The organism is Streptomyces sp. NPDC087787, from assembly GCF_044743035.1.
In the GTDB taxonomy this organism is placed as follows: Bacteria; Actinomycetota; Actinomycetes; order Streptomycetales; family Streptomycetaceae; genus Streptomyces.
This window is the reverse complement of record NZ_JBIUVQ010000012.1, coordinates 215,401-240,302: the sequence shown is the minus strand read 5'-3', so window position 1 is coordinate 240,302 and position 24,902 is coordinate 215,401. Positions and strand designations below refer to the sequence as shown.

The 24,902-nt window shown below is 71.8% G+C and carries 25 protein-coding genes; 9 read left to right on the top strand and 16 right to left on the bottom strand.

The features are described 5' to 3' along the window. Window positions 1-48: 48 nt before the first annotated feature. The gene (locus tag ACIOWN_RS20855) at window positions 49-921 is read right to left on the bottom strand and encodes a hypothetical protein (protein ID WP_401983076.1); all 873 of its coding nucleotides are present in this window, start codon (window positions 919-921) and stop codon (window positions 49-51) included. Between the two features lie 203 nt (window positions 922-1,124). Here ACIOWN_RS20855 and ACIOWN_RS20850 point away from each other — a divergent pair, with 203 nt between their 5' ends. From ACIOWN_RS20850 to cseC, 5 genes are all read left to right on the top strand, one after another. Next, entirely contained in the window at window positions 1,125-2,111 is a 987-nt protein-coding gene (locus tag ACIOWN_RS20850; RefSeq protein WP_100568557.1) for an A/G-specific adenine glycosylase, read from the top strand. Window positions 2,112-2,479: 368 nt separating this feature from the next. Beyond that, the gene (locus tag ACIOWN_RS20845) at window positions 2,480-3,019 is read left to right on the top strand and encodes a SigE family RNA polymerase sigma factor (protein ID WP_362350291.1); all 540 of its coding nucleotides are present in this window, start codon (window positions 2,480-2,482) and stop codon (window positions 3,017-3,019) included. After that, a complete protein-coding gene (locus ACIOWN_RS20840; RefSeq protein ID WP_362350288.1) occupies window positions 3,007-3,672 on the top strand; it encodes a hypothetical protein in 666 nt (221 codons plus the stop codon). Before ACIOWN_RS20845 ends, ACIOWN_RS20840 begins: the two co-directional genes overlap by 13 nt. A 206-nt stretch (window positions 3,673-3,878) precedes the next feature. Beyond that, window positions 3,879-4,580 carry a two-component system response regulator CseB gene (gene cseB, locus ACIOWN_RS20835; RefSeq protein WP_100568554.1) on the top strand — a complete coding sequence of 234 codons (702 nt, stop codon included), beginning with the start codon at window positions 3,879-3,881 and terminating at the stop codon, window positions 4,578-4,580. An 11-nt stretch (window positions 4,581-4,591) separates the two neighbouring features. Then, window positions 4,592-5,947 carry a two-component system sensor histidine kinase CseC gene (gene cseC, locus ACIOWN_RS20830; RefSeq protein ID WP_362350284.1) on the top strand — a complete coding sequence of 452 codons (1,356 nt, stop codon included), beginning with the start codon at window positions 4,592-4,594 and terminating at the stop codon, window positions 5,945-5,947. Window positions 5,948-5,951: 4 nt separating this feature from the next. On the opposite strand, the gene ACIOWN_RS20825 is transcribed toward cseC, so the two are convergent. The 3 genes from ACIOWN_RS20825 to ACIOWN_RS20815 form a co-directional block, all read right to left on the bottom strand. Next, window positions 5,952-6,395: a VOC family protein gene (locus ACIOWN_RS20825; protein WP_362350281.1), complete on the bottom strand. Its 444-nt coding sequence runs from the start codon at window positions 6,393-6,395 to the stop codon at window positions 5,952-5,954. A gap of 59 nt (window positions 6,396-6,454) precedes the next feature. Then, window positions 6,455-6,901 carry a helix-turn-helix transcriptional regulator gene (locus ACIOWN_RS20820; RefSeq protein WP_401983075.1) on the bottom strand — a complete coding sequence of 149 codons (447 nt, stop codon included), beginning with the start codon at window positions 6,899-6,901 and terminating at the stop codon, window positions 6,455-6,457. Between the two features lie 135 nt (window positions 6,902-7,036). After that, on the bottom strand, window positions 7,037-8,629 hold the full coding sequence (locus ACIOWN_RS20815; protein WP_362350279.1) for an MDR family MFS transporter: 1,593 nt from the start codon (window positions 8,627-8,629) through the stop codon (window positions 7,037-7,039). A 151-nt stretch (window positions 8,630-8,780) separates the two neighbouring features. Between ACIOWN_RS20815 and ACIOWN_RS20810 the strand changes: the two genes are divergently transcribed. Continuing rightward, on the top strand, window positions 8,781-9,380 hold the full coding sequence (locus tag ACIOWN_RS20810) for a helix-turn-helix domain-containing protein (RefSeq protein WP_362350276.1): 600 nt from the start codon (window positions 8,781-8,783) through the stop codon (window positions 9,378-9,380). 59 nt (window positions 9,381-9,439) lie between these two features. Here the strand turns inward: ACIOWN_RS20810 and ACIOWN_RS20805 are convergent, their stop codons facing one another. Next, a complete protein-coding gene (locus ACIOWN_RS20805) occupies window positions 9,440-10,012 on the bottom strand; it encodes a M23 family metallopeptidase (protein ID WP_401983074.1) in 573 nt (190 codons plus the stop codon). Window positions 10,013-10,448: 436 nt separating this feature from the next. Continuing rightward, entirely contained in the window at window positions 10,449-12,974 is a 2,526-nt protein-coding gene (locus ACIOWN_RS20800; RefSeq protein WP_362350271.1) for an ATP-dependent Clp protease ATP-binding subunit, read from the bottom strand. Window positions 12,975-13,427: 453 nt separating this feature from the next. Here ACIOWN_RS20800 and ACIOWN_RS20795 point away from each other — a divergent pair, with 453 nt between their 5' ends. Continuing rightward, complete coding sequence (locus tag ACIOWN_RS20795; protein ID WP_362350269.1) at window positions 13,428-14,102, top strand: SCO3374 family protein; 675 nt, start codon at window positions 13,428-13,430, stop codon at window positions 14,100-14,102. Here ACIOWN_RS20795 and ACIOWN_RS20790 read toward each other — a convergent pair. The 10 genes from ACIOWN_RS20790 to ACIOWN_RS20745 form a co-directional block, all read right to left on the bottom strand. Next, window positions 14,081-14,416, bottom strand: coding sequence for an Lsr2 family protein (locus ACIOWN_RS20790; protein WP_362350266.1), 336 nt, complete (start codon window positions 14,414-14,416; stop codon window positions 14,081-14,083). The two genes, ACIOWN_RS20795 and ACIOWN_RS20790, sit on opposite strands and share 22 nt — an antisense overlap. 217 nt (window positions 14,417-14,633) lie before the next feature. Next, window positions 14,634-15,167 carry an amino-acid N-acetyltransferase gene (locus ACIOWN_RS20785; RefSeq protein ID WP_362350264.1) on the bottom strand — a complete coding sequence of 178 codons (534 nt, stop codon included), beginning with the start codon at window positions 15,165-15,167 and terminating at the stop codon, window positions 14,634-14,636. 9 nt (window positions 15,168-15,176) lie between these two features. Continuing rightward, window positions 15,177-15,641 (bottom strand): BlaI/MecI/CopY family transcriptional regulator, encoded by a 465-nt coding sequence (locus ACIOWN_RS20780; RefSeq protein ID WP_401983071.1) that lies wholly within the window; start codon window positions 15,639-15,641, stop codon window positions 15,177-15,179. A 160-nt stretch (window positions 15,642-15,801) separates the two neighbouring features. Next, window positions 15,802-15,990 (bottom strand): hypothetical protein, encoded by a 189-nt coding sequence (locus ACIOWN_RS20775; protein ID WP_362350258.1) that lies wholly within the window; start codon window positions 15,988-15,990, stop codon window positions 15,802-15,804. 55 nt (window positions 15,991-16,045) lie between these two features. Beyond that, window positions 16,046-16,774: a hypothetical protein gene (locus ACIOWN_RS20770; protein ID WP_401983069.1), complete on the bottom strand. Its 729-nt coding sequence runs from the start codon at window positions 16,772-16,774 to the stop codon at window positions 16,046-16,048. A gap of 88 nt (window positions 16,775-16,862) precedes the next feature. After that, window positions 16,863-17,660 (bottom strand): type III pantothenate kinase, encoded by a 798-nt coding sequence (locus tag ACIOWN_RS20765; RefSeq protein ID WP_100568541.1) that lies wholly within the window; start codon window positions 17,658-17,660, stop codon window positions 16,863-16,865. Window positions 17,661-17,665: 5 nt separating this feature from the next. Continuing rightward, window positions 17,666-18,643 carry a carboxylating nicotinate-nucleotide diphosphorylase gene (gene nadC / locus ACIOWN_RS20760; RefSeq protein WP_362350253.1) on the bottom strand — a complete coding sequence of 326 codons (978 nt, stop codon included), beginning with the start codon at window positions 18,641-18,643 and terminating at the stop codon, window positions 17,666-17,668. 5 nt (window positions 18,644-18,648) lie between these two features. Then, window positions 18,649-20,379, bottom strand: a complete 1,731-nt coding sequence (locus ACIOWN_RS20755; protein WP_362350251.1) for an L-aspartate oxidase — start codon at window positions 20,377-20,379, stop codon at window positions 18,649-18,651. After that, window positions 20,376-21,386: a pantoate--beta-alanine ligase gene (panC, locus tag ACIOWN_RS20750; RefSeq protein WP_401983085.1), complete on the bottom strand. Its 1,011-nt coding sequence runs from the start codon at window positions 21,384-21,386 to the stop codon at window positions 20,376-20,378. Before panC ends, ACIOWN_RS20755 begins: the two co-directional genes overlap by 4 nt. Before the next feature lie 8 nt (window positions 21,387-21,394). Beyond that, window positions 21,395-22,336: a DUF2520 domain-containing protein gene (locus ACIOWN_RS20745; protein ID WP_362350248.1), complete on the bottom strand. Its 942-nt coding sequence runs from the start codon at window positions 22,334-22,336 to the stop codon at window positions 21,395-21,397. Window positions 22,337-22,498: 162 nt separating this feature from the next. Here ACIOWN_RS20745 and ACIOWN_RS20740 point away from each other — a divergent pair, with 162 nt between their 5' ends. Together ACIOWN_RS20740 and ACIOWN_RS20735 are read left to right on the top strand one after the other, a co-directional pair. Then, a complete protein-coding gene (locus tag ACIOWN_RS20740) occupies window positions 22,499-23,740 on the top strand; it encodes a threonine aldolase family protein (protein ID WP_401983066.1) in 1,242 nt (413 codons plus the stop codon). 54 nt (window positions 23,741-23,794) lie between these two features. Next, window positions 23,795-24,901: a DUF5937 family protein gene (locus tag ACIOWN_RS20735; RefSeq protein WP_362350243.1), complete on the top strand. Its 1,107-nt coding sequence runs from the start codon at window positions 23,795-23,797 to the stop codon at window positions 24,899-24,901. Window position 24,902 lies beyond the last annotated feature (1 nt).

Genomic DNA, 24,902 nt, shown 5'->3' with positions numbered 1-24,902 from the left:
CTCCTCGGCCGACCTCGACACGGTCCGCGCCGGTCCGTTCGGGCCCGCTCAGTCCTCCGACAGCACGAACGACGTCCGCAGCTTCGCGTACCCCGGCACCTTCGCCTCGACCAGGTAGGTGCCCGCCCGGGCCGACCCGGCCGGGGGCGTCGCGCACTGCGGGGCGCTGGGCCTGCGGTCCCACCGGACGGTGTAGGTGAAGCCGCTGCCCGCCGGCACCCGGTACAGCCGGCTCCCGGCCGTCTTGGGGCAGTCGGCGGAGGACCAGTAGGCGGAGCCGCTCTCGGCCTGACTGACCGTCACCACCGCGGACTTCGGCCCGAGCTCGACCTTGCAGTCGCCGCCGGAGGAGTTCGCGGCGGCCAGCTCGAACTCCGGTGTCTGGCCGGGCCCGTAGGAGTTGCGCACGCTGCGCAGCGTCAACTTGACCGCGCCCGCGGTGCAGTTGGGCAGCGAGCTGCCGGCCGGCAGCACAGCGCCCGGACCGCCGCCGTTGGCGCCGCCCTCATCCCCGCCGCCACCGGACCCGCCGCCGGACCCGCCGGAACCGGCGCCGCCCCCGTCCCCGCCGCCACCGGAGCTGTCGGAGCCGCCGGTGTCACCGGCGCCGCCCGTCCCCGAGGCCGAACCCGAGCCCGAGCCCGATCCGTCGGAGTCACCGCCGCCGGACTCGTCCCGGCCGCCGGGGTGTTGGCTGATCGCGGGACCGGAGCCGGAGGGTCCCGGCGTGATGGTGGAGGTGGAGGGCCCCGGATGCTTGTCGTTCGGCCCACCGCCGTCGGTCTTGCGGCCCCCGCCCCCCAGCGGGGCGATCCAGACGATCAGCAGCGCCAGCAGGGCGACCACGGACAGCATGATGACCCGCCGTCGCCAGTAGATGGAGGCGGGAAGCGGACCGACCGGATTGCGCAGAGATCCCACGGCCCAAACTGTACGAGAGATCGTCGGCTTCCCCGGCCCCACCCGCCGGGCCGACGACAACTTTTCCGGATCATCATCACGGCAACACCCGTACGCACGGCCCCCTTTGGCCCCACCGTGACCCCGCGGGCACGGTCCGTGACGACACCGGCCCGCGCCGGGTCACACGGCCGCCCATCCCCACGTGGCAGGATCGGAAGGCCATGACTGCGCCCACACTGCCCCCGCACAGCGGCCCCGACACCCCGGCCCACGCCGCCGGCGCCCGTCCGGGCACCGGTACGCCCACCGGCGCCGAGGCCTCCGGCACCGCCCTCGGCCCGACTCTGCACACCCAGGTCATCACCTGGTTCGACGACCATGCCCGCGATCTGCCCTGGCGACGCCCCGACGCCGGTGCCTGGGGCGTGATGGTCAGCGAGTTCATGCTCCAGCAGACGCCGGTGAGCCGTGTGCTGCCGGTCTACGAGCAGTGGCTCGACCGCTGGCCCCGGCCCGCCGACCTCGCCAAGGAGGCACCGGGCGAGGCCGTCCGCGCCTGGGGCCGGCTCGGCTACCCGCGCCGCGCCCTGCGCCTGCACGGCGCCGCGGTCGCCATAACGGAACGGCACGGCGGCGACGTGCCGACCGAGCACGCGCAACTGCTCGCCCTGCCGGGCATCGGCGAGTACACGGCCGCGGCGGTCGCGTCCTTCGCCTACGGTCAGCGGCACGCCGTCCTGGACACCAACGTCCGGCGGGTGCTGGCCCGCGCGGTCACCGGCGTGCAGTACCCGCCGAACGCCACCACCGCCGCCGAACGGCGTCTGGCGCGCGCCCTGCTGCCCGAGGACGAGGGGACGGCGGCCCGTTGGGCGGCCGCCTCCATGGAGCTCGGCGCGCTGGTGTGCACGGCGAAGAACGAGTCGTGCCCGCACTGCCCGATCGCCGGGCACTGCGCCTGGCGGCTCGCGGGCAAGCCCGCGCACGACGGGCCGCCGCGCCGCGGACAGACGTACGCGGGCACGGACCGGCAGGTCCGCGGCAAGCTCCTCGCCGTGCTGCGCGAGGCCCACGCGCCCGTCCCGCAACCGGTGCTCGACCGGGTCTGGCACGAGCCCGTCCAGCGCGCCCGGGCCCTGGACGGGCTCGTCGCGGACGGCCTGGTGGAGCCGCTGCCGGGCGGGCTGTACCGACTGCCGCTGACCTGACCCCCCATCACCCCCACCTGACACCCCGGCACCTGGCACCTGACCGCCAGTCACCCCTCGAGCCCGCCTCGGCTTGGGAGTACGACGCGGGTGTTCGTGTCACACGCCCGCCCGTCACCCGACCCCCAAATCACCCTCAAAACGGACAAATTAAGGCACGTCCTTAGCCTCGTCCTACTTCCGTTACACAACCGACGCACAGCCGAGGGCTGCCCGCAGGCTGCTTCGGACAGCGCCGTGACAACGCCTCCGTACCTTCGGTTGAGTGCCGGACAGGCACCGGACGGCTGCCGACCACAGCCCGTCCGCTCAGGGTGTGGAGACCGGCGGCAGGCGGGTCGGTGAACGGGGATCGGAGGCGGTCGTAGATGGCGCAGGGTGAGGTGCTCGAGTTCGAGGAGTACGTGCGTACCCGGCAGGACGCGCTGCTGCGCAGTGCGCGCCGGCTGGTCCCGGACCCGGTCGAAGCCCAGGACCTGCTCCAGACGGCACTCGCACGGACGTACGGCCGCTGGGAGGGCATCGCCGACAAGCGGCTCGCCGACGCCTATCTGCGCCGCGTGATGATCAACACGCGTACCGAGTGGTGGCGGGCCCGGAAGCTGGAGGAGGTTCCCACCGAGCAGCTCCCGGACGCCCGCGTCGAGGACTCCACCGAGCAGCACGCCGACCGCGCGCTCCTCATGGACATCCTGAGGGTGCTCGCTCCCAAGCAGCGCAGTGTCGTGGTGCTGCGACACTGGGAGCAGATGTCCACGGAGGAGACGGCCGCCGCCCTCGGCATGTCGGCGGGTACGGTCAAGAGCACGCTGCACCGGGCGCTCGCCCGGCTCCGCGAGGAGCTGGAGGCCCGCGATCTGGACGCACGCGCGCTGGAGCGTGAGGAGCGGGAGCGTTGCGCGGCCTGACCGGCAGGGATGCGGGCCCCGGGTCCTCGCGGGCCCGGTTCACCGTCAAGGCGGCGATCACGGCGACGGCCGTGTTCGCCGCCCTCGCCCTTTCGGCGTCCGCCTGCGGCACCGGGGGGACCGGCGCGCGCGACGAGGGCCCGGCCCACTCCGGCTCGGTAGCGGGCGCCGTCCCGTCCCCCTCCCCCGACCCCACCGGCAGGGCCCAGCGGATGGACCCCGTCCGGCTGATCAAGGACGACCCGCAGGTCTCGGCCGCGGTCAAGCGCGGCCTCAAGCCGTGCGCGGCCGACGAGTACCCCGTCGACGTGTCGTACGGCGACCTGACCTCGGGATCGGCCGACGACATCGTCATCAACGTGCTGACCTGCGGAGACGCGGTGGGCGTCGGCGCCTATGTGTACCGCGAGCAGGGGGGCGGGTACGAGAACGTCTTCAGGACCGAGGAGCCCCCGGTCTACGCCGAGATCGACCGCGGCGACCTCGTGGTGACCAAGCAGGTGTACGCGCGGGGGGACCCGGTGTCGAGTCCGTCCGGCGAGGACGTGATCACGTACCGCTGGTCGGCGGGCCGGTTCACCAAGGAGTTCAGCACGCGCAACGAGTACGGCAAGACCGTCGGGGGCAGCGCGACGGTGGCCCCCGGCCGCTGACACCGACGGTGGCGTGGGGGGACGGACGCGCGGGCTTGCGGACGCGGGACGGCGGGCGCGCGACAATGGCGAGGGCGTGCGTACCGGGGCCGCCGCTCCGGCCTCATGGAGCACAGGCCGTCTCCTGGAGCGCATGACGTCTCCTGGAACACACGGCGTCTTCCGAAACGCACGACGAGAAGCAGACGAGGACTGAGAGCACCCGAATGGCAGAACAGACCCACGTCCTGTTCGTCGAGGACGACGACGTGATCCGCGAGGCCACACAGCTCGCCCTGGAGCGGGTCGGCTTCGCGGTCACGGCGATGCCCGACGGGCTGTCGGGCCTGGAGGCGTTCCGGGCCAGTCGGCCGGACATCGCGCTGCTGGACGTCATGGTCCCCGGCCTCGACGGGGTCAGCCTGTGCCGCCGCATCCGCGACGAGTCGACCGTTCCGGTGATCATGCTGTCCGCGCGGGCGGACTCGATCGACGTGGTGCTCGGCCTGGAGGCGGGCGCCGACGACTACGTGACCAAGCCGTTCGACGGCGCCGTCCTGGTCGCCCGCATCCGCGCGGTGCTGCGCCGCTTCGGGCACGCCGGCGGCGTCCGGGCGGAAGCGGACCCCGCCCCGGTGGACGGCGGGGTGCTGAGCTTCGGCGACCTGGAGGTCGACACCGAGGGGATGGAGGTGCGCCGGGCCGGGCAGCCGGTGGCGCTCACGCCCACGGAGATGCGGCTGCTGCTGGAGTTCTCCTCGGCGCCGGGCACGGTGCTCTCCCGGGACAAGCTCCTGGAACGGGTGTGGGACTACGGCTGGGGCGGCGACACGCGTGTGGTCGACGTCCATGTGCAGCGGTTGCGTACGAAGATCGGCCAGGACCGGATCGAGACGGTCCGCGGTTTCGGCTACAAGCTCAAGGCCTGAGCGGGACGGTCATGCCGGGGATCTCGCGGCGCCTGCTCCCCCAGCGCCTGGAGCGGGCGGACATCCGTACGGGGCTGAGGTGGAAGCTCAGCGCGGCCATCGCGCTGGTCGGCGCGCTGGTGGCGGTCGCGCTCAGCCTGGTCGTGCACAACGCCGCCCGGGTGTCGATGCTGGACAGTGCGCGGGACCTGGCGGACGAGCGGGTCCAGATCGCCCAGCGCAACTTCGAGCTGTCGGGGCGGCCGAACTTCCCGGGCATCAGGATCGACGACCCCGAGCTGCCCTCCGAACTGCGGGAGAAGGTCGAGCAGGGGCGGCGGGCGACCTACGTCGCCGACCACACCGGAAGGCTGCCCGACATCTGGGCGGCCGTACCGGTCAAGGACGGCCATGTGCTGTCTCTGCACACCCACTTCACCGACCGCAGCACCAACATCCTCAACGACCTCGACCAGGCCCTGGTCATCGGCTCCATCACGGTCGTCCTGGGCGGCAGCGCGCTGGGCGTGCTCATAGGGGGCCAGCTCTCCCGCCGGCTGCGCAAGGCGGCGACCGCGGCCAACCAGGTCGCCAAGGGCGAGACGGACGTACGGGTGCGGGACGCCATCGGCGGTGTCGTACGCGACGAGACCGACGACCTGGCGCGGGCGGTGGACGCGATGGCGGACGCCCTCCAGCAGCGGCTGGAGGCGGAACGCCGGGTCACGGCGGACATCGCGCACGAGCTGCGCACTCCGGTGACCGGGCTGCTGACGGCGGCCGAGCTGCTGCCGCCCGGGCGGCCGACGGAACTGGTCCTGGACCGTGCGAAGGCCATGCGCACGCTGGTGGAGGACGTGCTGGAGGTCGCCCGGCTCGACGGCGCCTCGGAGCGGGCCGAACTCCAGGACATCGTGCTGGGCGAGTTCGTCGCCCGGCGGGTGGCGGCGAAGGACCCGGCCATCGAGGTGCGGGTGGTGCACGAGTCGGAGGTCACCACCGATCCGCGGCGGCTGGAGCGGGTGCTGTTCAACCTGCTCGCCAACGCCGCGCGGCACGGCAGGCCGCCGATCGAGGTGACCGTCGAGGGCCGGGTCATCCGGGTGCGCGACCACGGCCCCGGCTTCCCCGAGGACCTGCTCGCCGAAGGGCCGAGCCGGTTCCGTACCGGCAGCACGGACCGCGCCGGGCACGGCCACGGTCTCGGTCTGACCATCGCAGCGGGTCAGGCCCGCGTCCTCGGCGCCCGCCTGACCTTCCGCAACGTCCGCCCCGCGGGTGCCCCGGAACACATCCCGGCCGAGGGCGCGGTCGCCGTACTGTGGCTGCCGGAACACGCGCCGACGAACACGGGCAGCTACCCGACGCTCCCGCAGCGGGGGAACTGAGCTCTCAGCTCCAGTCCTTCTCCAGGTCCAGGTCCCCCTCGCGCCGCTGGGTGAAAGAGAACCAGTTGCCCGAGTCGTCGCGGAAGAGCGCCTCGGTGCCGTAGGGGCGCTCCTGCGGTTCCTGGAGGAACTCCACCCCGCGGTCCTTGAGCCTCTTGTAGTCGCCGTGGATGTCGTCGGTGGCCAGCACTCCCGCGCCGAAGGCGCCCTTGGCGACCAGCTTCCTGATCATCTCGGCGGACTCGGGGTCCATCGCGGGCGGCCCGGGAACCATGAGGGTCAGCTCGACGTCGGGCTGGCCGGGGGCGCCGACGGTGAGCCAGCGCATCCCGCCGTCCCCCATGGTCATGTCCGTACGGATCTCAAGGCCGAGCTTCTGCGTGTAGAACTCCTTGGCCCGGTCCTGGTCGAGGACCCAGACGGTGGTGATGGCGAGCCCCTTGATCATGGCTTTCTCCCGGCGGTCGCGAGGTGCTGTTTCCCCTGCCACGGTAGGCAGCGCCGCGGTCAGCCCGCTTCTTCGGAATTGCTCCGCCGCTCCCGGGCCGAGCCGGGCCGGAAACCGCCGGCCCAGAGCATGGCGTAGCAGCCGGGGATGAGCGCGGCTCCACGGCCGACGTGCCGCGCGCGGTACTCACTCGGGGTGAGCCCCGTCCAGGCCTTGAACCGGGTCGAGAACGTGCCCAGGCTGCTGAAGCCGACCAGGTTGCAGATCTCGGTCACCGACAGGTTCGCGGTGCGCAGCAGGTCCTCGGCCCGCTCGATGCGGCGGTGGGTCAGGTACTGGCCGGGCGTCTCACCGTAGGCCTCCTTGAAGGCCCGTACGAAGTGGTAGCGCGAATACCCGGCGTGGGCCGCGACCGTGCCCAGGTCGAGGTCCGGGTCCGCCCAGTCCCGGTCCATGGCGTCCTTGGCCAGCCGTAGCTGCCGCATCCTGCCCGCCACCGCTTCCATACGCCGATGGTGGCACGGGGGACTGACAGCCGTCGGGGGCTCGGGGCGGCACCCGGCGGGGGCTCGGGGGCGGCACCCGGGCACGCGGAAGGTCCCCGGCACCGGGTGGTGCTGCCGGGGACCTTCCGTGATGGCTCAGACCGTCTCCGCGACGCTGTCGGGGGCTGCCGCGCCGTCCTTGGGCTCCGGCTCGGCCGCGGCCGGTCCCGCTCCCCTCAGGGGGACCTCCTTGACGAACACCGCCGCCAGGAGCGCGGCCACCGCCACCACGGAGCCCAGCAGGAACGCCGAATGCGTGCCGGCGGACACCGCGTGCTGGTAGGCCTCGCGGGCCTGGGCCGGCAGCTTGGCGAGGCTCGCCGCGTCGAGCTGCGCGGACTTCTCGGTGATCCCGCGGCCCAGCGCGCCGGCCCGCGCGGCCATCTCGTGCTGGACGCGGTTGTTGAACAGGGCGCCCATGATCGCTACACCGAAGGAGGAGCCGAGCGTACGGAAGAGGGTGGTCGACGAGGAGGCCACGCCCATGTCCTTCAGCTCCACGCTGTTCTGCGCGACCAGCATGGTGATCTGCATCAGGCAGCCCATGCCCGCGCCCAAGACGGCCATGTAGAGGCCGGAGGTGAGACGGGTGGTGCCGGTGTCCATGAGGGACAGCAGGTACAGCCCGGCGATCATCAGCACGCTGCCGACGACCGGGAAGACCTTGTACCGGCCGCTGCTGGTGGTGACCCGGCCCGCGATCAGCGACACGACCATCATCGCGGCCAGCATCGGCAGGAGCAGCAGACCGGAGTTGGTCGCGGAGGCGCCCTGCACCGACTGCTGGTAGAGCGGCAGGAAGAGCACCGCGCCGAACATCACGAAGCCGGTGATGAAGCCGATCAGCGACATCAGGCTGAAGTTGAGGCTGCGGAAGATGTGCAGCGGCAGGATCGGCTCGGCGGCCCTGGTCTGCCAGAGCACGAACCCGACGAGCGCGACGACACCGATGGCGATCAGTTCCATGATCCGGGCGGAGGTCCAGGCGTACTCCGAACCGCCCCAGGTGGTGACGAGCACGATGGAGCTGATGCCGACCGTCAGCAGCACGGCGCCCAGGTAGTCGATCCGCGCCTGGGAGCGCTTCTTCGGCAGGTGCAGTACGGCGCTGATCGCGACGAGCGCCACCGCGCCGAGGGGGAGGTTGATGTAGAAGGACCAGCGCCAGCCCCAGTTGTCGGTGATCGTGCCGCCGACCAGGGGGCCGCCGATCATCGCGAGCGCCATGACGCCGGCGATCATGCCCTGGTACTTGCCGCGCTCCCGCGGCGGTATCAGGTCGCCGATGATCGCCATCACGCCGACCATCAGACCGCCCGCGCCGAGACCCTGAATGGCACGGAAGCCGATCAGCTCACCCATGTTCTGGGCCATGCCGCTCAGCGCGGAGCCGATCAGGAAGATGACGATCGAGGTCATGAAGGCGCCCTTGCGCCCGTACATGTCGCCGAGCTTGCCCCACAGCGGGGTGGCGGCGGCGGTCGCCAGGGTGTAGGCGGTGACCACCCAGGACAGGTGCTGAAGGCCGCCGAGTTCACCGACGATCGTCGGCATCGCGGTACCCACGATCATGTTGTCGAGCATCGCGAGCATCATCGCGATCATCAGGGCGAGCAGGACGACCCGCACGCTCCTGGGCTGCTTGCCGGCCTGGACCGTCTGCGGCCCGTCCTTCGCGTTGTCAGCCATCCGTCCTACTCCCCCAGCCGATGGGTACTTACTTGCCGCCCGGCAAGTTGACTACACTCTGGAAAGTAGACCCTTAACTAGCCGGTCGTCAAGTAAGTTTTGCCGACTGGTCGGCAGGCAAGGTGTCCAGGGAGCACGGAGGAGTACGAGGATGGACGTCACGATGGACGGCACCAGGCAACAGCAGCGCCGCGGGAACACCCGCCAGCGCATCCAGGACGTGGCGCTCGAACTCTTCGCCGAGCAGGGCTACGAGAAGACCTCGCTGCGCGAGATCGCCGAGCGCCTCGACGTCACCAAGGCCGCTCTGTACTACCACTTCAAGACGAAGGAAGAAATCCTCGTCAGCCTGTTCGAAAGCCTCACCCGGCCGATGGAGGACCTGATCGAGTGGGGCCGGCATCAGCCCCACACGCTGGAGACCAAGCAGGAGATCGTCCGCCGCTACGACCAGGCGCTCGCCGACGCGGCGCCGCTGTTCCGCTTCATGCAGGAGAACCAGGCGACCGTACGGGATCTGCGCATCGGGGACACCTTCAAGGACCGGATGCGCGGCCTGCGGGACATCATCATCGACCCGGGCGCGAGCCTGGCCGACCAGGTCCGCTGCGTCAGCGCCATCTTCACGCTGCACGCCGGGATGTTCGTCATGCAGGACATCGAAGGCGACCCCGAGGAGCGGCGCAAGGCCGTCCTGGAGGTCGCCATCGACCTGGTGACCCAGGCTCACCGGGGCACGCGGGAGGCCTGACACGACCGCCGCCCCGCTGTTGGTCGGCGGGGCGGCGGTGCGGTGCGGTGGACGGCCGGTCAGACCGACACGCCCTGCGAACGCAGGAAGGCGAGCGGGTTGAGCGACGAGCCGTAGTTCGGCGTGTTGCGGATCTCGAAATGCAGGTGCGGGCCGGTGGAGTTGCCGGTGTTGCCGGACAGGGCTATGTGCTGACCGGTGGTCACGACCTGGCCGACCCTGACGTCGACGCGGGAGAGGTGGGCGTACTGGGAGTACTTGCCGTTGGCGTGCTTGATGACGACGGCGTTGCCGTAGGCGGAGCCGTCGCCGGCGCCGGAGGCACCTGCCTTGACGACGGTGCCGCCGTTGGCGGCGACGACCTTGGTGCCGGTCGGCACGGCGAAGTCCTGGCCGCTGTGCTTGTGCGCCCAGTGACCGCCGGCCTGGTTGTAACCGGCGCTGAGCTTGAACTGCTTCACCGGCGCGGTCCAGGCGACGGCCGACTGCGCGACGGCGGGCGCCGTGTTGTCGGCGGCGGACGCTGCTCCCGCCCCCAGGGCGACGGAGACCCCCAGACCGGCGGCCAGAACGGCGGCGCGGGTACGGAGCTTGGTCGTACGGGCGGAGCGGGACGTGGCGCGCTGGAACATCAATACCTCTGGAACTCGGGGAAATGAGAACCACCCGGACGCTTGTGCCTTCGCCGGGCGGGCCATCCCTTGGTAACCCCGCCGGTCACCGACGTTCAAACACCCCCACTACGACGGAAAGTAGTATGAGACGACTGTGTCGTACATCTCTTGACGTCTTCCGCATTCGGAACAAATGCCGCGTACAGCCGCCTATGCGCAGCATTCCACCGCCCCGAATGTCTGCTTTTCGCCTGCTTTTCGCCCGCTGTTCCCACTAATTGTCGTAGTACCTCCCCGAGGGCCTGTGCGCCTTGTCACCGGGAAGCGGGGGTGGGCGCCCTTCCCCTGTGACGGAGGCCATGTGGCCCCCGTCACAGGGGGACACCCGGGCACACGGGCACGCGAGAGGGGCCGGTGCCCGAAGGCACCGGCCCCTCTCGGTTGCCGCTGAGGCTTACGCCTCCTTGCTCAGGTTCGGTCCGGGTCCACCGGCCGCCTGCTCGATCGGCGGGACGTCCGGCAGCGCGGACTTCTCCTCACCGCGGAAGGTGAAGGTCTGGGACTCGCCCTCGCCCTCGGTGTCCACGACCACGATGTGACCGGGGCGCAGCTCGCCGAAGAGGATCTTCTCCGAGAGCGTGTCCTCGACCTCGCGCTGGATGGTCCGGCGCAGCGGCCGGGCGCCCAGAACGGGGTCGTAGCCCTTCCTGGACAGCAGCTCCTTGGCGGACTGGGAGAGCTCGATGCCCATGTCCCGGTCCTTCAGGCGCTCGTCCACCTTGCCGATCATCAGGTCGACGATCCGCAGGATGTCCTCCGGCGTCAGCTGCGGGAAGACCACCACGTCGTCGACGCGGTTGAGGAACTCGGGCCGGAAGTGCTGCTTGAGCTCGTCCGACACCTTGTTCTTCATGCGCTCGTAGTTGGTCTTCGTGTCGCCCGAGGCGGCGAAGCCCAGGTTGAAGCCCTTGGAGATGTCCCGGGTGCCGAGGTTGGTCGTCATGATGATGACCGTGTTCTTGAAGTCCACGACCCGGCCCTGGGAGTCGGTCAGGCGACCGTCCTCCAGGATCTGCAGCAGCGAGTTGAAGATGTCCGGGTGGGCCTTCTCGACCTCGTCGAACAGGACGACCGAGAACGGCTTGCGGCGCACCTTCTCGGTGAGCTGGCCGCCCTCCTCGTAGCCCACGTAGCCGGGGGGCGAACCGAAGAGGCGGGAGACCGTGTGCTTCTCGCTGAACTCCGACATGTCGAGGGAGATCAGCGCGTCCTCGTCGCCGAAGAGGAACTCGGCGAGCGCCTTGGACAGCTCGGTCTTACCGACACCGGACGGGCCGGCGAAGATGAACGAGCCACCTGGACGCTTCGGGTCCTTCAGACCGGCGCGCGTACGGCGGATCGCCTTGGAGAGCGCCTTGACGGCGTCCACCTGGCCGATGACCCGCTTGTGGAGCTCGTCCTCCATGCGGAGCAGGCGGCTGGACTCCTCCTCGGTCAGCTTGAAGACCGGGATGCCGGTGGCCGTGGCGAGGACCTCGGCGATCAGCTCGCCGTCGACCTCGGCGACGACGTCCATGTCGCCGGCCTTCCACTCCTTCTCGCGCTTGGCCTTGGCAGCGAGGAGCTGCTTCTCCTTGTCGCGCAGGGAGGCGGCCTTCTCGAAGTCCTGCGAGTCGATCGCGGACTCCTTGTCCCGGCGGACGCCGGCGATCTTCTCGTCGAACTCGCGCAGGTCCGGCGGCGCGGTCATCCGGCGGATGCGCATCCGGGAGCCGGCCTCGTCGATCAGGTCGATCGCCTTGTCCGGCAGGAAGCGGTCCGAGATGTACCGGTCGGCCAGGGTGGCGGCCTGGACCAGCGCCTCGTCGGTGATGGAGACGCGGTGATGCGCCTCGTACCGGTCGCGCAGGCCCTTGAGGATCTCGATCGTGTGCGGCAGGGACGGCTCGGCGACCTGGATGGGCTGGAAGCGGCGCTCCAGGGCCGCGTCCTTCTCCAGGTGCTTGCGGTACTCGTCCAGGGTGGTGGCACCGATGGTCTGCAGCTCACCGCGGGCCAGCATCGGCTTGAGGATGCTCGCCGCGTCGATGGCGCCCTCGGCGGCACCCGCACCGACCAGCGTGTGCAGCTCGTCGATGAACAGGATGATGTCACCGCGGGTGCGGATCTCCTTGAGCACCTTCTTCAGGCGCTCCTCGAAGTCACCGCGGTAGCGGGATCCGGCGACCAGGGCACCGAGGTCCAGGGTGTAGAGGTGCTTGTCCTTGAGGGTCTCGGGCACCTCGCCCTTGACGATGGCCTGGGCGAGGCCCTCGACGACGGCGGTCTTGCCGACGCCGGGCTCACCGATCAGCACCGGGTTGTTCTTGGTGCGGCGGGACAGCACCTGCATGACCCGCTCGATCTCCTTCTCGCGCCCGATGACCGGGTCGAGCTTGGACTCGCGAGCGGCCTGGGTGAGGTTCCGGCCGAACTGGTCGAGGACCAGGGACGTCGAGGGGGTGCCCTCGGCAGGGCCGCCGGCGGTGGCGGTCTCCTTGCCCTGGTAACCGGAGAGCAGCTGGATGACCTGCTGCCGCACCCGGTTGAGGTCTGCGCCCAGCTTGACCAGGACCTGGGCGGCGACGCCCTCGCCCTCACGGATCAGGCCGAGCAGGATGTGCTCCGTGCCGATGTAGTTGTGGCCGAGCTGAAGGGCCTCCCGGAGCGACAGCTCCAGAACCTTCTTGGCACGGGGGGTGAAGGGGATGTGGCCGGAGGGGGCCTGCTGGCCCTGGCCGATGATCTCCTCCACCTGCTGGCGGACCGCCTCGAGCGAAATCCCGAGGCTCTCAAGGGCCTTGGCGGCGACACCCTCACCCTCGTGGATCAGGCCCAGGAGGATGTGCTCAGTGCCGATGTAGTTGTGGTTGAGCATCCGGGCTTCTTCCTGAGCCAGGACGACAACCCGCCGCGCGCGGTCGGTGAACCTCTCGAACATCGTTAATCGCTCCTCAGAGCGGTCAGGCAGTGGGGGGGAACTTCCCCTCCCTGTCCTTCCGCAGCTTAGTCCCGCAAGCGGGGACCGCTCATTCCAACTGCCGACACCGGACCGAGAACCAACGCTGCCTCCTGACCCCGAACGCCGACATCTGCTCCAACCCGATAGTGCGAGACGATGTTCCCGCAGGCCAGGCAGTTACCCCAGTCGCCAGTACGCCGATGGCGAACGTGAGACACCACTGCCCGGGTGCCGCCTGCGTGTCGCCCCCTCCCACTAGGCATGTCTTACCCGCACCGACTGACATTGCATGCCGAGTGCCCGGGTTCCCTCAGCTACGGGCGAACAACCTTGCGCCCTTTCCCGCCCCCACGGACCCCTTTTCTCCGGCACAGCTCGCAAGCGCACCGGCACCGAGCGTAACTCCGGCGCGTTTCGGGTGGTTTCCCAGACATGGTCGGCAGCCCTTCCACGGTCCCCGTTCCGGTTCCTTCTCCCCGTCGGCCGCCGGCCCCCGGCGACCGGGAGCGGGACTGGGGGCACGGGCGGCACTGGTACGAGAACGAACTGGGCTGGGCCACGGTGCCCGGAGTGCCGCTACGACTTGTCGTGGGCCGCCGTTTCGACGTGCTGGACGTGCCCGCCGAGGCCGGACGTGCGGCGCTGCGCCATCTGGGGCCCGGCTCTCCGGTGGCCGCGCGGGGGGACCGGATGGGGCTGCTGGTGGCCGCGGGAAGCGCGGAGGAGCTGCCGGGGCTGCTGGAGTGGCTGGAGTGGGGCCCGCCGGCGCTCGACCTGGACGTGGTGGCGCTGGGCGCGGGCTCGCTGATGGACGCGCCGCCGCCTCCGGGCGACGGTCCGGTCAGCCCCGGCCGCTCAGGTACGCGCTCGGCTTCGCAGGGGGCCGCCGTGTGGCTGCGGCCCCCCGGGCCCGGGTGCGAGGTCGAGGCCTCGCTGCCGACGCTGTCGGCCATGGGGGGCCGTCGGGGCGCCCCCGATCTCGTACGCCTCGTGGACACGGTGGCGACACACGTCCACCGGATCCGGCTGCGGCGCGCGTGCGCCCAGCCGTTCCCGTTCGGCGAGGGGCAGACATCGGCCCCTGATCAGCCGTTGGCCTTCTCGTAGGCCTCGCGAATGGTCGCGGGGACCCGGCCGCGGTCGTTGACCTCGTAGCCGTTCTCCTTGGCCCAGGCGCGGATCTGCGCGGTGTCCTGGCTGCCGCCGGAAGCGGCACGCGCCTTTCCGCGTCCGCCCGAAGCGCGGCCCCCGGTACGCCGGCCGCTCTTGAGGTACGGCTCGAGAAGACCACGGAGCTTGTCCGCATTGGCAGTGGTGAGATCGATCTCGTAGGTCTTGCCGTCCAACGCGAACGTCACGGTCTCGTCCGCCTCGCCGCCGTCGAGGTCGTCGACAAGAAGGACCTGAACCTTCTGTGCCACCGGATTTCCTTTCATCGATAACGTGAGGACCGGGGATGGTCGGCGTCCGCCCGATTCGCCGTCCCCTGTTATATGCAGTACAGCAGTACGTCGGAAAGCAAACCGCTTTTGCGGGAAAAACACAAACCCCTGGGAGAGACCAGGCACTCACCCCGTCCGAAAACATGCGCGTTTCGGACATAGGGAACACGGGCATGCCGGACCGCGGGAATGTCGATCACAGATGCAGAAGCATCCGGCTGTTGCCCAGGGTGTTCGGTTTCACTCGTTCGAGACCCAGGAACTCCGCGACGCCCTCGTCATAGGAACGCAGCAGCTCCGCGTAGACATCGGCATCGACGGGCGTCTCGCCGATCTCCACGAAGCCGTGCCGGGTGAAGAAGTCCACTTCGAAGGTCAGACAGAATACGCGGCGAACGCCGAGCAGACGTGCCGTCTCCAGCAACTTCTCCAGCAGCCGATGCCCCACGCCGGCGCCCTTCAGACCTGGCTTCACCGCGAGAGTGCGCACTTCCGCCAGGTCTTCCCACATCACGTGCAGTGCGCCGCAGCCGACGACCTCGGCGTTGTCGTCCCGTTCGGCGACCCAGAACTCCTGGATGTCCTCGTAAAGCGTCACCGTCGCTTTGTCGAGCAGGATGCGCCCGCGAACGTAGGCGTCCAGCAGTCGGCGCACTGCGGGGACATCGCCGGTCCGGGCCCGTCGGACGGTGATGGATTCTGCGGTCTCTTCGGGGCGTTCTACGGACATGGGCGGACGCTATCGCCCGTGGTCGTCCCGCGCCGAACCGGGGTTCTCGTCACGGGTATCCGGGGCTTCGCCGGTATCCGGAGCTCGGGTGGTATCCGGGACTTCACCGGTGACTTCGGATGGGCCGGTTCCCCCGATGGCGCCTTCGGCGGTGCCTTCTACGATGCGTACGGCGTCCCGCAGGGCCTGCCGCTGTTCGTCGCTCATCATCCCGAAGAAGGCGACGAGAGCGGCGGCGGCGTTGTCGCTCTGGGACCAGGCGTCGTTCATCAGTGCGGCGGCGTAGGCGGCACGGGTGGAGACGGCCTCATATCGATAGGCCCGGCCCTCGGCTTCGCGGCGCACCCAGCCCTTGTGATGGAGATTGTCCAAAACGGTCATCACCGTGGTGTACGCGATCGACCTCTCCCGCTGAAGGTCTTCCAGGACTTCTCGAACGGTCACCGGGCGGTTCCACTTCCACACCCGCGTCATGACCGCGTCTTCGAGATCTCCCAGAGGTCGAGGCACAACTCAGCACCCTAGTAGGAGATCCCGGCAATGGCGTGCTGAACTACACCATCGGCGTCAAACGCGAACAAAAAGGGCGTACGACCCCGTGGTGAAGTTCTCCCACACGGGGTCGTACGTCGTTTCAGGCGTCGGTGGGCGCACCGGCCGCGGTGGCCTGGGAGCCGCTCCGGGCGCGCGCGAGGGCGGCGTCCACGGCCGCGTCCTCCTTGGCCTTGGCGGCCCCGCCCTGGGTCTTCACGATCACCCTGACCAGAGCGATGAACAACGCGGCCATGACGACCGGGGGAACGAGTGCGGAGACGTAGTCCATGGGATCCAGAGTAGCCACGGCGGCGGGACAAACAGGGGCGGGGTGGCCCGGAGCGTCACACCATCGCGAGCCGCTGCTGCGGCTTCCGCCGCGGGAAGACCTCGCCCGGCGTGGGCACGGGCCGCCGCACCGGCTTCGGCGCGGGCGCCGTCCCCGGCTGCGCGGGCGCGGGCCGCTCCCCCGGCTTCGCGGCGGGCTTCTGGGCGGGCTTCTCGTCCCCGCCCTCCTCCTGCTGCGCCCCCTGTCCGCCCGCGACGGCCTGGAACGCGCCGCGGCAGGCCGGAACGACCGCCGGAACGCCCCCGGGACGGGAGGGGCCGGCCGGGTGACCGGGACCGGCCGGGGCGGGCGCTTCGACGGGGGCCGGGCGGGCGGCCGGGACGGGGTGGACGGCGCGAGGGGGCGCCACAGGGGGTGCGAGTGTCCCGCAGTGGCGCAGGAGGGCCGCCGCGGTCGGGTTGCCGCTCAGGGCGGCCAGCGCGGCCAGGTCGTCGGCTGTGGGGCGGTGACCCGCGCCCAGGCACTCGGCGAGGAGCGCCAGGTAGCCGGTGACCGTGCCGGGGAGGGCGGCGCGGTAGCGGGCGAGGTCGGCCACCAGGAACGCGCGCAGCCGGACACCCTCGTGCATGGCCTCGTCGAGTGACTCGGCGAGCCGGCGACAGTCCCGCACGTCTTCGGCGCTGGCGGGACGGGGCTGAAGGGCGAGGGCGAGGGCGCGGCGGAGCACGAGCAGCTCCTCCGCGCCGAACGCCATGCCGCCGCGGGTTCCGTATGGCGTAGGCATAGGCCGACGATACGCGCTAATCAGACAAATTCGACATAAGACGCGAGTGTGGCGTGTGGGGTGTCGCCCCCCGCTCAGCGGCCCGCTCTCACAGGCGCGACACGTTCCGCTCGTAGACCAGCCGCAGGCCGATGAGGGTCAGCCACGGCTCGTGCTCGTCGATCAGGGAGGACTCGCCGAGCACCATCGGCGCCAGCCCGCCCGTCGCGATCACCGTCACGTCGTCCGGATCGTCGGCCAGCTCGCGGGCCATCCGGCTGACCACGCCGTCGACCTGTCCGGCGAACCCGTAGATGATGCCCGCCTGCATCGCCTCGACCGTGTTCTTGCCGATCACGCTGCGCGGCCGGGCCACCTCGATCTTCCGCAGCTGCGCCGCCCTGACGCCCAGCGCCTCGACGGAGATCTCGATACCGGGCGCGATGACCCCGCCGACGTACTCCCCGCGGGCGCTGATCGCGTCGAACGTCGTCGCCGTGCCGAAGTCGACGACGATCGCCGGCCCCCCGTACAGCTCGTTCGCCGCCACCGCGTTGATGATGCGGTCGGCGCCGACCTCCTTGGGGTTGTCGAAGAGGATCGGCACGCCCGTCTTGACGCCGGGTTCGACGAGCACGGCGGGTACGTCGCCGTAGTGGCGCCGCGTCACCTCGCGCAGCTCCTGGAGCACCGACGGCACGGTCGCGCAGATCGCGATGCCGTCGATGCCCTCGCCCAGTTCGTCGCCGAGCAGCGGGTGCATGCCCATCAGTCCCCGGAGCAGCACCGCCAGCTCGTCGGCCGTGCGGCGCGCGTCGGTGGAGATGCGCCAGTGCTCGACGATGTCCTCCCCGTCGAACAGGCCCAGCACGGTGTGCGTGTTGCCGACGTCGATCGTCAGGAGCATGGCCGTCACTCCGCCTCGCGCAGGTCCAGGCCGATGTCCAGGATCGGCGAGGAGTGGGTCAGGGCCCCGACGGCCAGGAAGTCGACGCCCGTGCCGGCGTACGCCCCGGCGTTGTCCAGGGTCAGCCGGCCGGACGCCTCCAGCAGGGCCCGGCCGCCGACGATGGCCACGGCCTCCTCGCACTCGCCGGGCGTGAAGTTGTCGAGCAGGATCAGATCGGCGCCGGCGTCGACGACCTCGCGCAGCTGGTGCAGGGTGTCGACCTCGACCTCGATCGGCACGTCCGGGAAGGCCTCCCGTACGGCCTTGAAGGCCTGCCCCACGCCGCCGGCCGCGACCACGTGGTTGTCCTTGACGAGGGCCGCGTCCGACAGCGACATGCGGTGGTTCACGCCGCCGCCGCACCGGACGGCGAACTTCTCCAGCGACCTGAGGCCCGGCGTGGTCTTGCGGGTGTCGCGCACGCGCGCGTTGGTGCCCTCCAGGGCGTCCGCCCAGGCGCGCGTGGCGGTCGCGATGCCGGAGAGACGGCAGAGCAGGTTGAGCGCGCTGCGCTCGCCGGTCAGCAGGTCACGCGTGCGTGTGGTGACCGACAGCAGCTTCTGCCCGGCCTCGACGCGGTCGCCGTCCTCGACGTGCCGCTCGACCTCGAACTCGTCCGTGCAGACCACCGAGAGCACCGCCTCGGCGACCCTGAGGCCGGCCACCACGCCCGCCTCACGCGCGGTGAAGTCGCCGGTGGCCGCGGCGTCCTCGGGGATGGTCGCGACCGTCGTCACGTCCACGCCGCCGTCCAGGTCCTCCTGGATGGCGACATTGGCGATGTCCTCGACCTCGACCGGGTCGAGTCCGGCGTCGGCCAGGAGCTGGGCGAGCGCGGGGTCGAGCCCGCACTCCAGGTACTCCTCGTCGGTGTCCGCGCCGCAGGCACAGCCGTCGCCGCAGCCGCCGTTCGAGGCGAGGGGAAGGTCTTCGCTGCTCACTTGTGTCACTGCTCCAGAGGACGCGGGGCCGGGGCCCCGGGGCGGGTCGGGGGGAACTCTGCGGTGTCCGTGGTGTGCACGGCGGGGGTGCTGTCCGGGTTCAGCCGTACGACGATGTGGCGGCGCCAGTGGGTGTCGTCCCGCTCGGCGTGGTCCTCGCGCCAGTGGCAGCCGCGGGTCTCCTCGCGCAGGCGGGCGGCGGCGACCAGGACACCGGCCACGCACAGGAGGTTCGTGGCCTCCCAGGTGTCGACGCCCGGCTCCGCCGTCTTGCCGTTCTCGTCCAGGTCCGCGCGGGCCTCGGCGTGCAGCCGCTCCAGTTGCTCGGCGGCCCGGGCCAGCGACGCGGCGGAGCGCAGCACGCCCGCGCCCTCGGTCATGATCCGCTGGATCGCGAACCGGGTCTCGGGGGCGAGCAGGGGCTGGGCGGGCGTCTCCGGGTGCGGGACGGGTTCCGGCACGCGCGCGTGCAGTCCGCCGGCCGCGTGCTCCCGGGCGATGTCGGCGGCGATGCGCTCGGCGTAGACCAGGCCCTCCAGGAGGGAGTTGGAGGCGAGGCGGTTGGCGCCGTGCACGCCGGTGCAGGCCACCTCTCCGCACGCGTACAGGCCCGGCACGGTCGTCCGGCCGTGCGAGTCGGTGCGCACGCCTCCGGAGGCGTAGTGGGCCGCCGGCGCGACCGGGACGGGCTCGGTGACCGGATCGATGCCGTGGGCCCGGCAGGCGGCCAGGATCGTCGGGAAGCGGCGCTCCCACATGTCGGCGCCGAAGTGCCGGGCGTCGAGGAACATGTGCTCGGTGCCCTGCTCCAGCATCCGCCGCGTGATGCCCTTGGCGACGATGTCCCGGGGCGCGAGTTCGGCCAGTTCGTGCTGTCCGGTCATGAAGCGCACGCCGTCGCCGTCGACCAGGTGGGCGCCCTCGCCGCGCACCGCCTCGGAGACCAGGGGCTGCTGGCCCTCGGCGTCCGCGCCGAGGAAGAGCACCGTCGGGTGGAACTGCACGAACTCCAGGTCGGAGACCTCGGCGCCCGCGCGCAGGGCGAGCGCCACGCCGTCGCCCGTGGAGACGGACGGGTTGGTGGTCGCGGAGAAGACCTGGCCCATGCCGCCGGTCGCGAGGACCACCGCGGGCGCGTGCACGGCGCCCACGCCGTCGTGCTGGCCCTCGCCCATGACGTGCAGGCTCACGCCCGCGGTGCGGCCCTCGGCGTCGAGGAGCAGGTCAAGGACGAGCGCGTTCTCGACGGTGTGCACGCCACGCGCGTGTACCGCCTCGACGAGGGCGCGGGAGATCTCAGCGCCGGTCGCGTCGCCGCCCGCGTGCGCGATCCGGCGGCGGTGGTGGCCGCCCTCACGGGTGAGCTCGATGCCGCCCTCGTGGTCGGTGTCGAAGTGCGCGCCCGTGGAGATCAGCCGCCGTACGGCGTCGGGGCCCTCGGTGACGAGGATCCGTACGGCCTCCTCGTCGCACAGGCCGGCGCCGGCCACCAGGGTGTCGTCCAGGTGCTGGCCGGGGGTGTCGCCCTCGCCGAGGGCCGCGGCGACGCCGCCCTGGGCCCAGCGGGTGGAGCCGTCGTCGAGGCGGGCCTTGGTGACGACGACGGTCGTCAGTCCGGCCGCCTCGCAGCGCAGGGCGGCGGTGAGACCGGCGACGCCGGAGCCGATCACCACGACGTCCGCCGCGATGGACCATCCGGGCGCGGGCGCGTGCAGTCGTATGCCTGTGCTGGTCACGAGGCGGCTCCCAGGGTTCCGAAGGTGAGCGGGAGGTTGTCGATCAGCCGGGTCGCCCCGACCCGCGCGGCGACGGCCAGGACGGCCTCGCCGGTGAAGTCGTCCCCGACCTCGGTGAAGTCGGCCGGGTCCACCAGGGCCAGGTAGTCGAGTTCCAGCGGCGGGTCGAAGCGCGCGGCCTCGTCCAGGACCAGCTGGGCGGCCGCGCGGACGGCCGCGGCGGCGCCCGGGGTGGCCTTGGCGACGGCCGCCGCGTCGGCCGCCGCGCGGGACTCCCCGAGGGCGCTCAGGGCCTCGGCACGCGCACGCGTGGAGGGCACTTCACGGGCCCGGGCGCACAGCGCCTCCTGGGCGGCGTGCCGGTCGCGGCCCGCGAACAGGGCCTGGGAGAGGGCCAGCGCGGTGTGCCGCTCCTGCGGGGAGAGGTAGCGGTTGCGGCTGGACAGGGCCAGTCCGTCGTCCTCGCGCACGGTCGGTACGGCGACGATCTCCACACCCATGTTGAGATCGCGGACCATGCGGCGGATCAGGGCGAGCTGCTGGGCGTCCTTCTGCCCGTACAGGGCCAGGTCGGGACGGGTGAGGTGCAGCAGCTTGGCGACGACGGTGAGCATGCCGTCGAAGTGCCCGGGCCGGAAGGCACCCTCCAGGCGCTCGCCCATGGGGCCCGCGGTGATCCTGACCTGCGGTTCGCCGTCGGGGTAGACCTCTTCGGCGGACGGCGCGAACACGGCGTCGGCGCCCGCCTGCTCGGCCACCTTGAGGTCGGCCTCCAGGGTGCGCGGGTAGCGGTCCAGGTCCTCGCCCGCGCCGAACTGGAGCGGGTTGACGAAGACGGTGACGATCACCAAGCCCTCGTCGCCGACGTGCTCCCGGGCCGCGCGGATGAGGGTGGCGTGGCCCTCGTGCAGGGCGCCCATCGTCATCACGACGGCGGTGCGGCCCCGGCCGGCGCGCTGGTCGCGCACGCAGGTCAGGTCGCTCACCGTGGGGGCGAGTTCGAGCATGCGACGGCTCATCGGTCTTCCCCACTCTCGGGGTTCTCGGGCAGGTTCGGGCCGCCGGCGAGTACCTCCAGCAGGTCCTCGGCCAGTTCGGGCTTGAGCAGGCCGTGGGCGAGCGCGCGGTCGGCGGTGGCGCGGGCCATCGCCAGGTAGCCGGCGACGGTCTGCGGGGCGTGTCGGCGCAGTTCGGCGACGTGGGCCGCGACCGTGCCGGCGTCGCCGCGCGCGACGGGACCGGTCAGGGCCGCGTCGCCGGACCGCAGGGCGTTGTCCAGGGCGGCGCCGAGCAGCGGGCCGAGCATCCGGTCGGGGGCCCCGACGCCCGCCTCGCGCAGCAGCTCCATGGACTGGGCGACCAGCGTGACCAGGTGGTTGGCGCCGAGGGCGAGGGCCGCGTGGTACAGCGGGCGGGTCTCCTCGGCGATCCACTCCGGCTCGCCGCCCATCTCGATGACCAGGGCCTCGGCGGCGAGCCGCAGCTCATCGGGGGCGGTGACGCCGAAGGAGCAGCCGGCCAGCCGCTGCACGTCCACGGGGGTGCCGGTGAACGTCATCGCCGGGTGCAGGGCCAGTGGCAGCGCGCCCGCGCGCAGGGCGGGGTCCAGCACCTTCGCGCCGTACCGCCCGGAGGTGTGCACGAGCAGCTGCCCGGGCCGTACGGCGCCGGTCTCGGCGAGGCCCGCGACCAGTCCGGGCAGGGTGTCGTCGGGGACGGTCAGCAGTACCAGGTCGGACCGTTCGAGCACGTCGGCGGGCGGCAGCACGGGCACGTCGGGGAGCATCAGCCCGGCCCGCCGCCTGGAGGTGTCGGAGACCGCGGAGACGGCCACCGGGCGGTGCCCGGCGAGCTGGAGGGACGCGGCGAGCGCGGGACCCACCCGACCGGCGCCGACGACGCCGACGGCGAGCCGCGCGGGGCGGTCCCTGGGGTCTGGTTGCTGGCTACTACTCACGCGATGGTGACCTTCCCGTTCCAGTCCGCTCGGGGTACCGGACGATTTCTCGTCATGTTAACGCGATCGGTTCCGGCGGCGGTCCGGTCGCCCACAGGCTGTGGGCGGCGGAGCGGGAAATGCGGGTGCCCGTCGTGCCCCGGACGCGCGATGATCCGGGGCATGAGTGATACGGCGGAGCAGGACGCACGGGACGCACGGCTCGACGAGCGGGCGGCGGCCGGCGAGCAGGCGGGGGACGGGGAGCGGGCCTCGGAAGGGGAGCGGCTCAAGCAGCTCCGCAAGCGGCGCGTGGCCGCGTGCCGGAGCGCGGAGCGCGTGCTGGGGCGCCCGACGCACCTGGGGACTCTCCGGGAGCGGCTGGCGCTGCTGGACGAGGTCCGGGAGGTGTACGACCTCGACGAGGCGTCGGACATGTACGGCGACGGGGTCGTGGAGGCCCTGGAGGAGAAGGTCGCCGGCCTGCTCGGCAAGGAGGCCGCGGCCTTCTTCCCCACCGGCACGATGGCCCAGCAGGTGGCCCTGCGCTGCTGGGCGGGCCGCACCGGCGACCCGGCCGTCGCTCTGCACGCGATGGCCCATCCCGAGGTGCACGAGCGGCACGCCTTCAGCCAGGTCGCCGGGCTGCGGCCGGTGCGGGTGACGAGCGAGCCGCGCCAGCCGACCGCCGAGGAGGTGCGCGACCTCGACGAGCCCTTCGGGACGCTGATGCTCGAACTGCCCCTCCGGGACGCCGGTTTCCTGCTGCCCACGTGGGAGGAGCTCCTCGAACTCGTGGACGCGGCACGCGCGCGGGACGCGGTGGTGCACTTCGACGGCGCGCGCCTGTGGGAGACCACCGTGCACTTCGGCCGGCCGCTGGAGGAGATCGCGGACCTGGCCGACAGCGTGTACGTGTCGTTCTACAAGTCCCTCGCCGGTTACGGCGGCGCCGCGCTCGCCGGGCCGAAGGAGCTGGTGGAGGAGGCCAAGACCTGGCGGCACCGGTACGGCGGCAACGTCTTCCAGCAGTTCCCGACGGCGCTGTCGGCACTGGCGGGGCTGGAGCGGGAGCTGCCCCGGCTGCCCGAGTACGTGCGGCACGCGCGCGTGGTGGCCGCCGCGCTGCGCGAGGGGTTCGCCGCGGCCGGGCTGCCCTGGAGCCACGTCCACCCGGCTGAACCGCACACCCACGAGTTCCAGGTCTGGCTGCCGTACGACGCCGAGACGGTCGCCGGGGCCGCGATCCGGACCGCCGAGGAGACGGGCACGATGCTCTTCACCGGCGGCTGGGACGCCCCGGTCCCGCGCCTGGCCCGCACCGAGGTCTGTGTCCGGGCCGAGGGCCTGACCTGGACCGCGGACGACGTACGAGCAGCGGTGGCGGACTTCGCCGCCCGCCTGCCCAAGGAGACCGACGGCTAGCCCGCCGCGGGCGGCCGGCGGTGGGCTGTCAGTGGGGCCGGGCACCATGGGGGTATGAGTGTGCGGATCGACATCGCCGGGCTGCGGCCGGAGAGGGTGGCCGTCGTGGCCGCGCCGCTGGCCGAGCTCGGCATGGCGCTGCACGCGCTGTCCGAGCCGGGGCACCACCCCGGTCTTCAGGGCTGGGTGACCGGTGTCACCGCCCGGCTCGACTCGCACCTGGCCGACCGGATGTGCGAGGCGGACTTCCTGTGGCGCACGACGTTCTCCGACCTCTTCCTGCCGTGCGCGGGCGTGCCCGGCGGCTCCACGCTCCCGGGCGCGACCCTCGCCGACGACCTGGACGTCCTCGACAGGCTGTCCGACGAGCAGTTCGTGGACGCCGCCCTGGAGTTCACCTGCGCCCTGCCGTACAGCCTGCCGGGCCCCGGTGCGCTCGCCGACGCCGGGCTGCGCCGCCGTGCCGTGGAGCTGGCCGCCGCGCGCGGGCCGCAGCAGGTGCGCTTCACCGAGCGGCTACTGGCCGACCCGCCCCGCATCAGGACCTGGCTGCGGCAGTTCCTCGAGGACTGCGACGAGGCGTTCTTCGCCCGGACCTGGTCCCGGCTGCGCCACCAGCTCGCGGCCGACACCCGGCACAAGACCGAGCTGCTGCGCCGCAAGGGCCTGGCCGAGGCCCTGTCGGCGGTGTCCCCGGCGGTGGCGCTCGACGAGGCGTCCGCGCGGATCATCGTCGACAAGCTGGGCGATGGCCGCACGGCCACGGCGGAGGGCGGCCTGCTGCTCGTGCCGACGAGCCTCGGCCGGCCCCACCTGATGGTGCTGCACCGGTACGGCTGGCAGCCGGTGCTGCACTATCCGGTCGGCTCCCCGGAGCTCGCCGCCCCGCCCTCGGTGGAGCAGCTCACCCTGCGGATGACCGCCCTGTCCCACCCGGTGCGGATGCGGCTGTGCCGCAGTCTGGCCCGCAGCGCGTGCACCACCAGCGAGCTGGCCCAGGTGCACGGCATGACCGCGCCGGAGATATCCCGGCACCTGGGCGTGCTGAAGAAGGCGGGCCTGGTCACCACCCGGCGCCGCGGGCGGTACGTGCTGCACCAGCTGGACGTCACCACGGTCGCCCGGCTGGGCAGCGACTTCCTCGAGGGAGTACTCCGCTAGT

Coding starts and splice junctions, on each gene's coding strand:
- ACIOWN_RS20850 (WP_100568557.1), top strand. CDS start 1,125: ATGACTGCGCCCACACTGCCCCCGCACAGCGGCCCCGACACCCCGGCC.
- ACIOWN_RS20805 (WP_401983074.1), bottom strand. CDS start 10,012: ATGTTCCAGCGCGCCACGTCCCGCTCCGCCCGTACGACCAAGCTCCGT.
- ACIOWN_RS20815 (WP_362350279.1), bottom strand. CDS start 8,629: ATGGCTGACAACGCGAAGGACGGGCCGCAGACGGTCCAGGCCGGCAAG.
- ACIOWN_RS20825 (WP_362350281.1), bottom strand. CDS start 6,395: ATGATCAAGGGGCTCGCCATCACCACCGTCTGGGTCCTCGACCAGGAC.
- ACIOWN_RS20800 (WP_362350271.1), bottom strand. CDS start 12,974: ATGTTCGAGAGGTTCACCGACCGCGCGCGGCGGGTTGTCGTCCTGGCT.
- ACIOWN_RS20775 (WP_362350258.1), bottom strand. CDS start 15,990: ATGGACTACGTCTCCGCACTCGTTCCCCCGGTCGTCATGGCCGCGTTG.
- ACIOWN_RS20765 (WP_100568541.1), bottom strand. CDS start 17,660: ATGCTCCTGACGATCGACGTCGGCAACACGCACACCGTGCTGGGCCTG.
- ACIOWN_RS20785 (WP_362350264.1), bottom strand. CDS start 15,167: ATGTCCGTAGAACGCCCCGAAGAGACCGCAGAATCCATCACCGTCCGA.
- cseB (WP_100568554.1), top strand. CDS start 3,879: ATGGCAGAACAGACCCACGTCCTGTTCGTCGAGGACGACGACGTGATC.
- ACIOWN_RS20735 (WP_362350243.1), top strand. CDS start 23,795: ATGAGTGTGCGGATCGACATCGCCGGGCTGCGGCCGGAGAGGGTGGCC.
- cseC (WP_362350284.1), top strand. CDS start 4,592: ATGCCGGGGATCTCGCGGCGCCTGCTCCCCCAGCGCCTGGAGCGGGCG.
- ACIOWN_RS20845 (WP_362350291.1), top strand. CDS start 2,480: ATGGCGCAGGGTGAGGTGCTCGAGTTCGAGGAGTACGTGCGTACCCGG.
- ACIOWN_RS20780 (WP_401983071.1), bottom strand. CDS start 15,641: ATGACGCGGGTGTGGAAGTGGAACCGCCCGGTGACCGTTCGAGAAGTC.
- ACIOWN_RS20820 (WP_401983075.1), bottom strand. CDS start 6,901: ATGGAAGCGGTGGCGGGCAGGATGCGGCAGCTACGGCTGGCCAAGGAC.
- ACIOWN_RS20810 (WP_362350276.1), top strand. CDS start 8,781: ATGGACGTCACGATGGACGGCACCAGGCAACAGCAGCGCCGCGGGAAC.
- ACIOWN_RS20740 (WP_401983066.1), top strand. CDS start 22,499: ATGAGTGATACGGCGGAGCAGGACGCACGGGACGCACGGCTCGACGAG.
- ACIOWN_RS20770 (WP_401983069.1), bottom strand. CDS start 16,774: ATGCCTACGCCATACGGAACCCGCGGCGGCATGGCGTTCGGCGCGGAG.
- ACIOWN_RS20795 (WP_362350269.1), top strand. CDS start 13,428: ATGGTCGGCAGCCCTTCCACGGTCCCCGTTCCGGTTCCTTCTCCCCGT.
- panC (WP_401983085.1), bottom strand. CDS start 21,386: ATGCTCGAACTCGCCCCCACGGTGAGCGACCTGACCTGCGTGCGCGAC.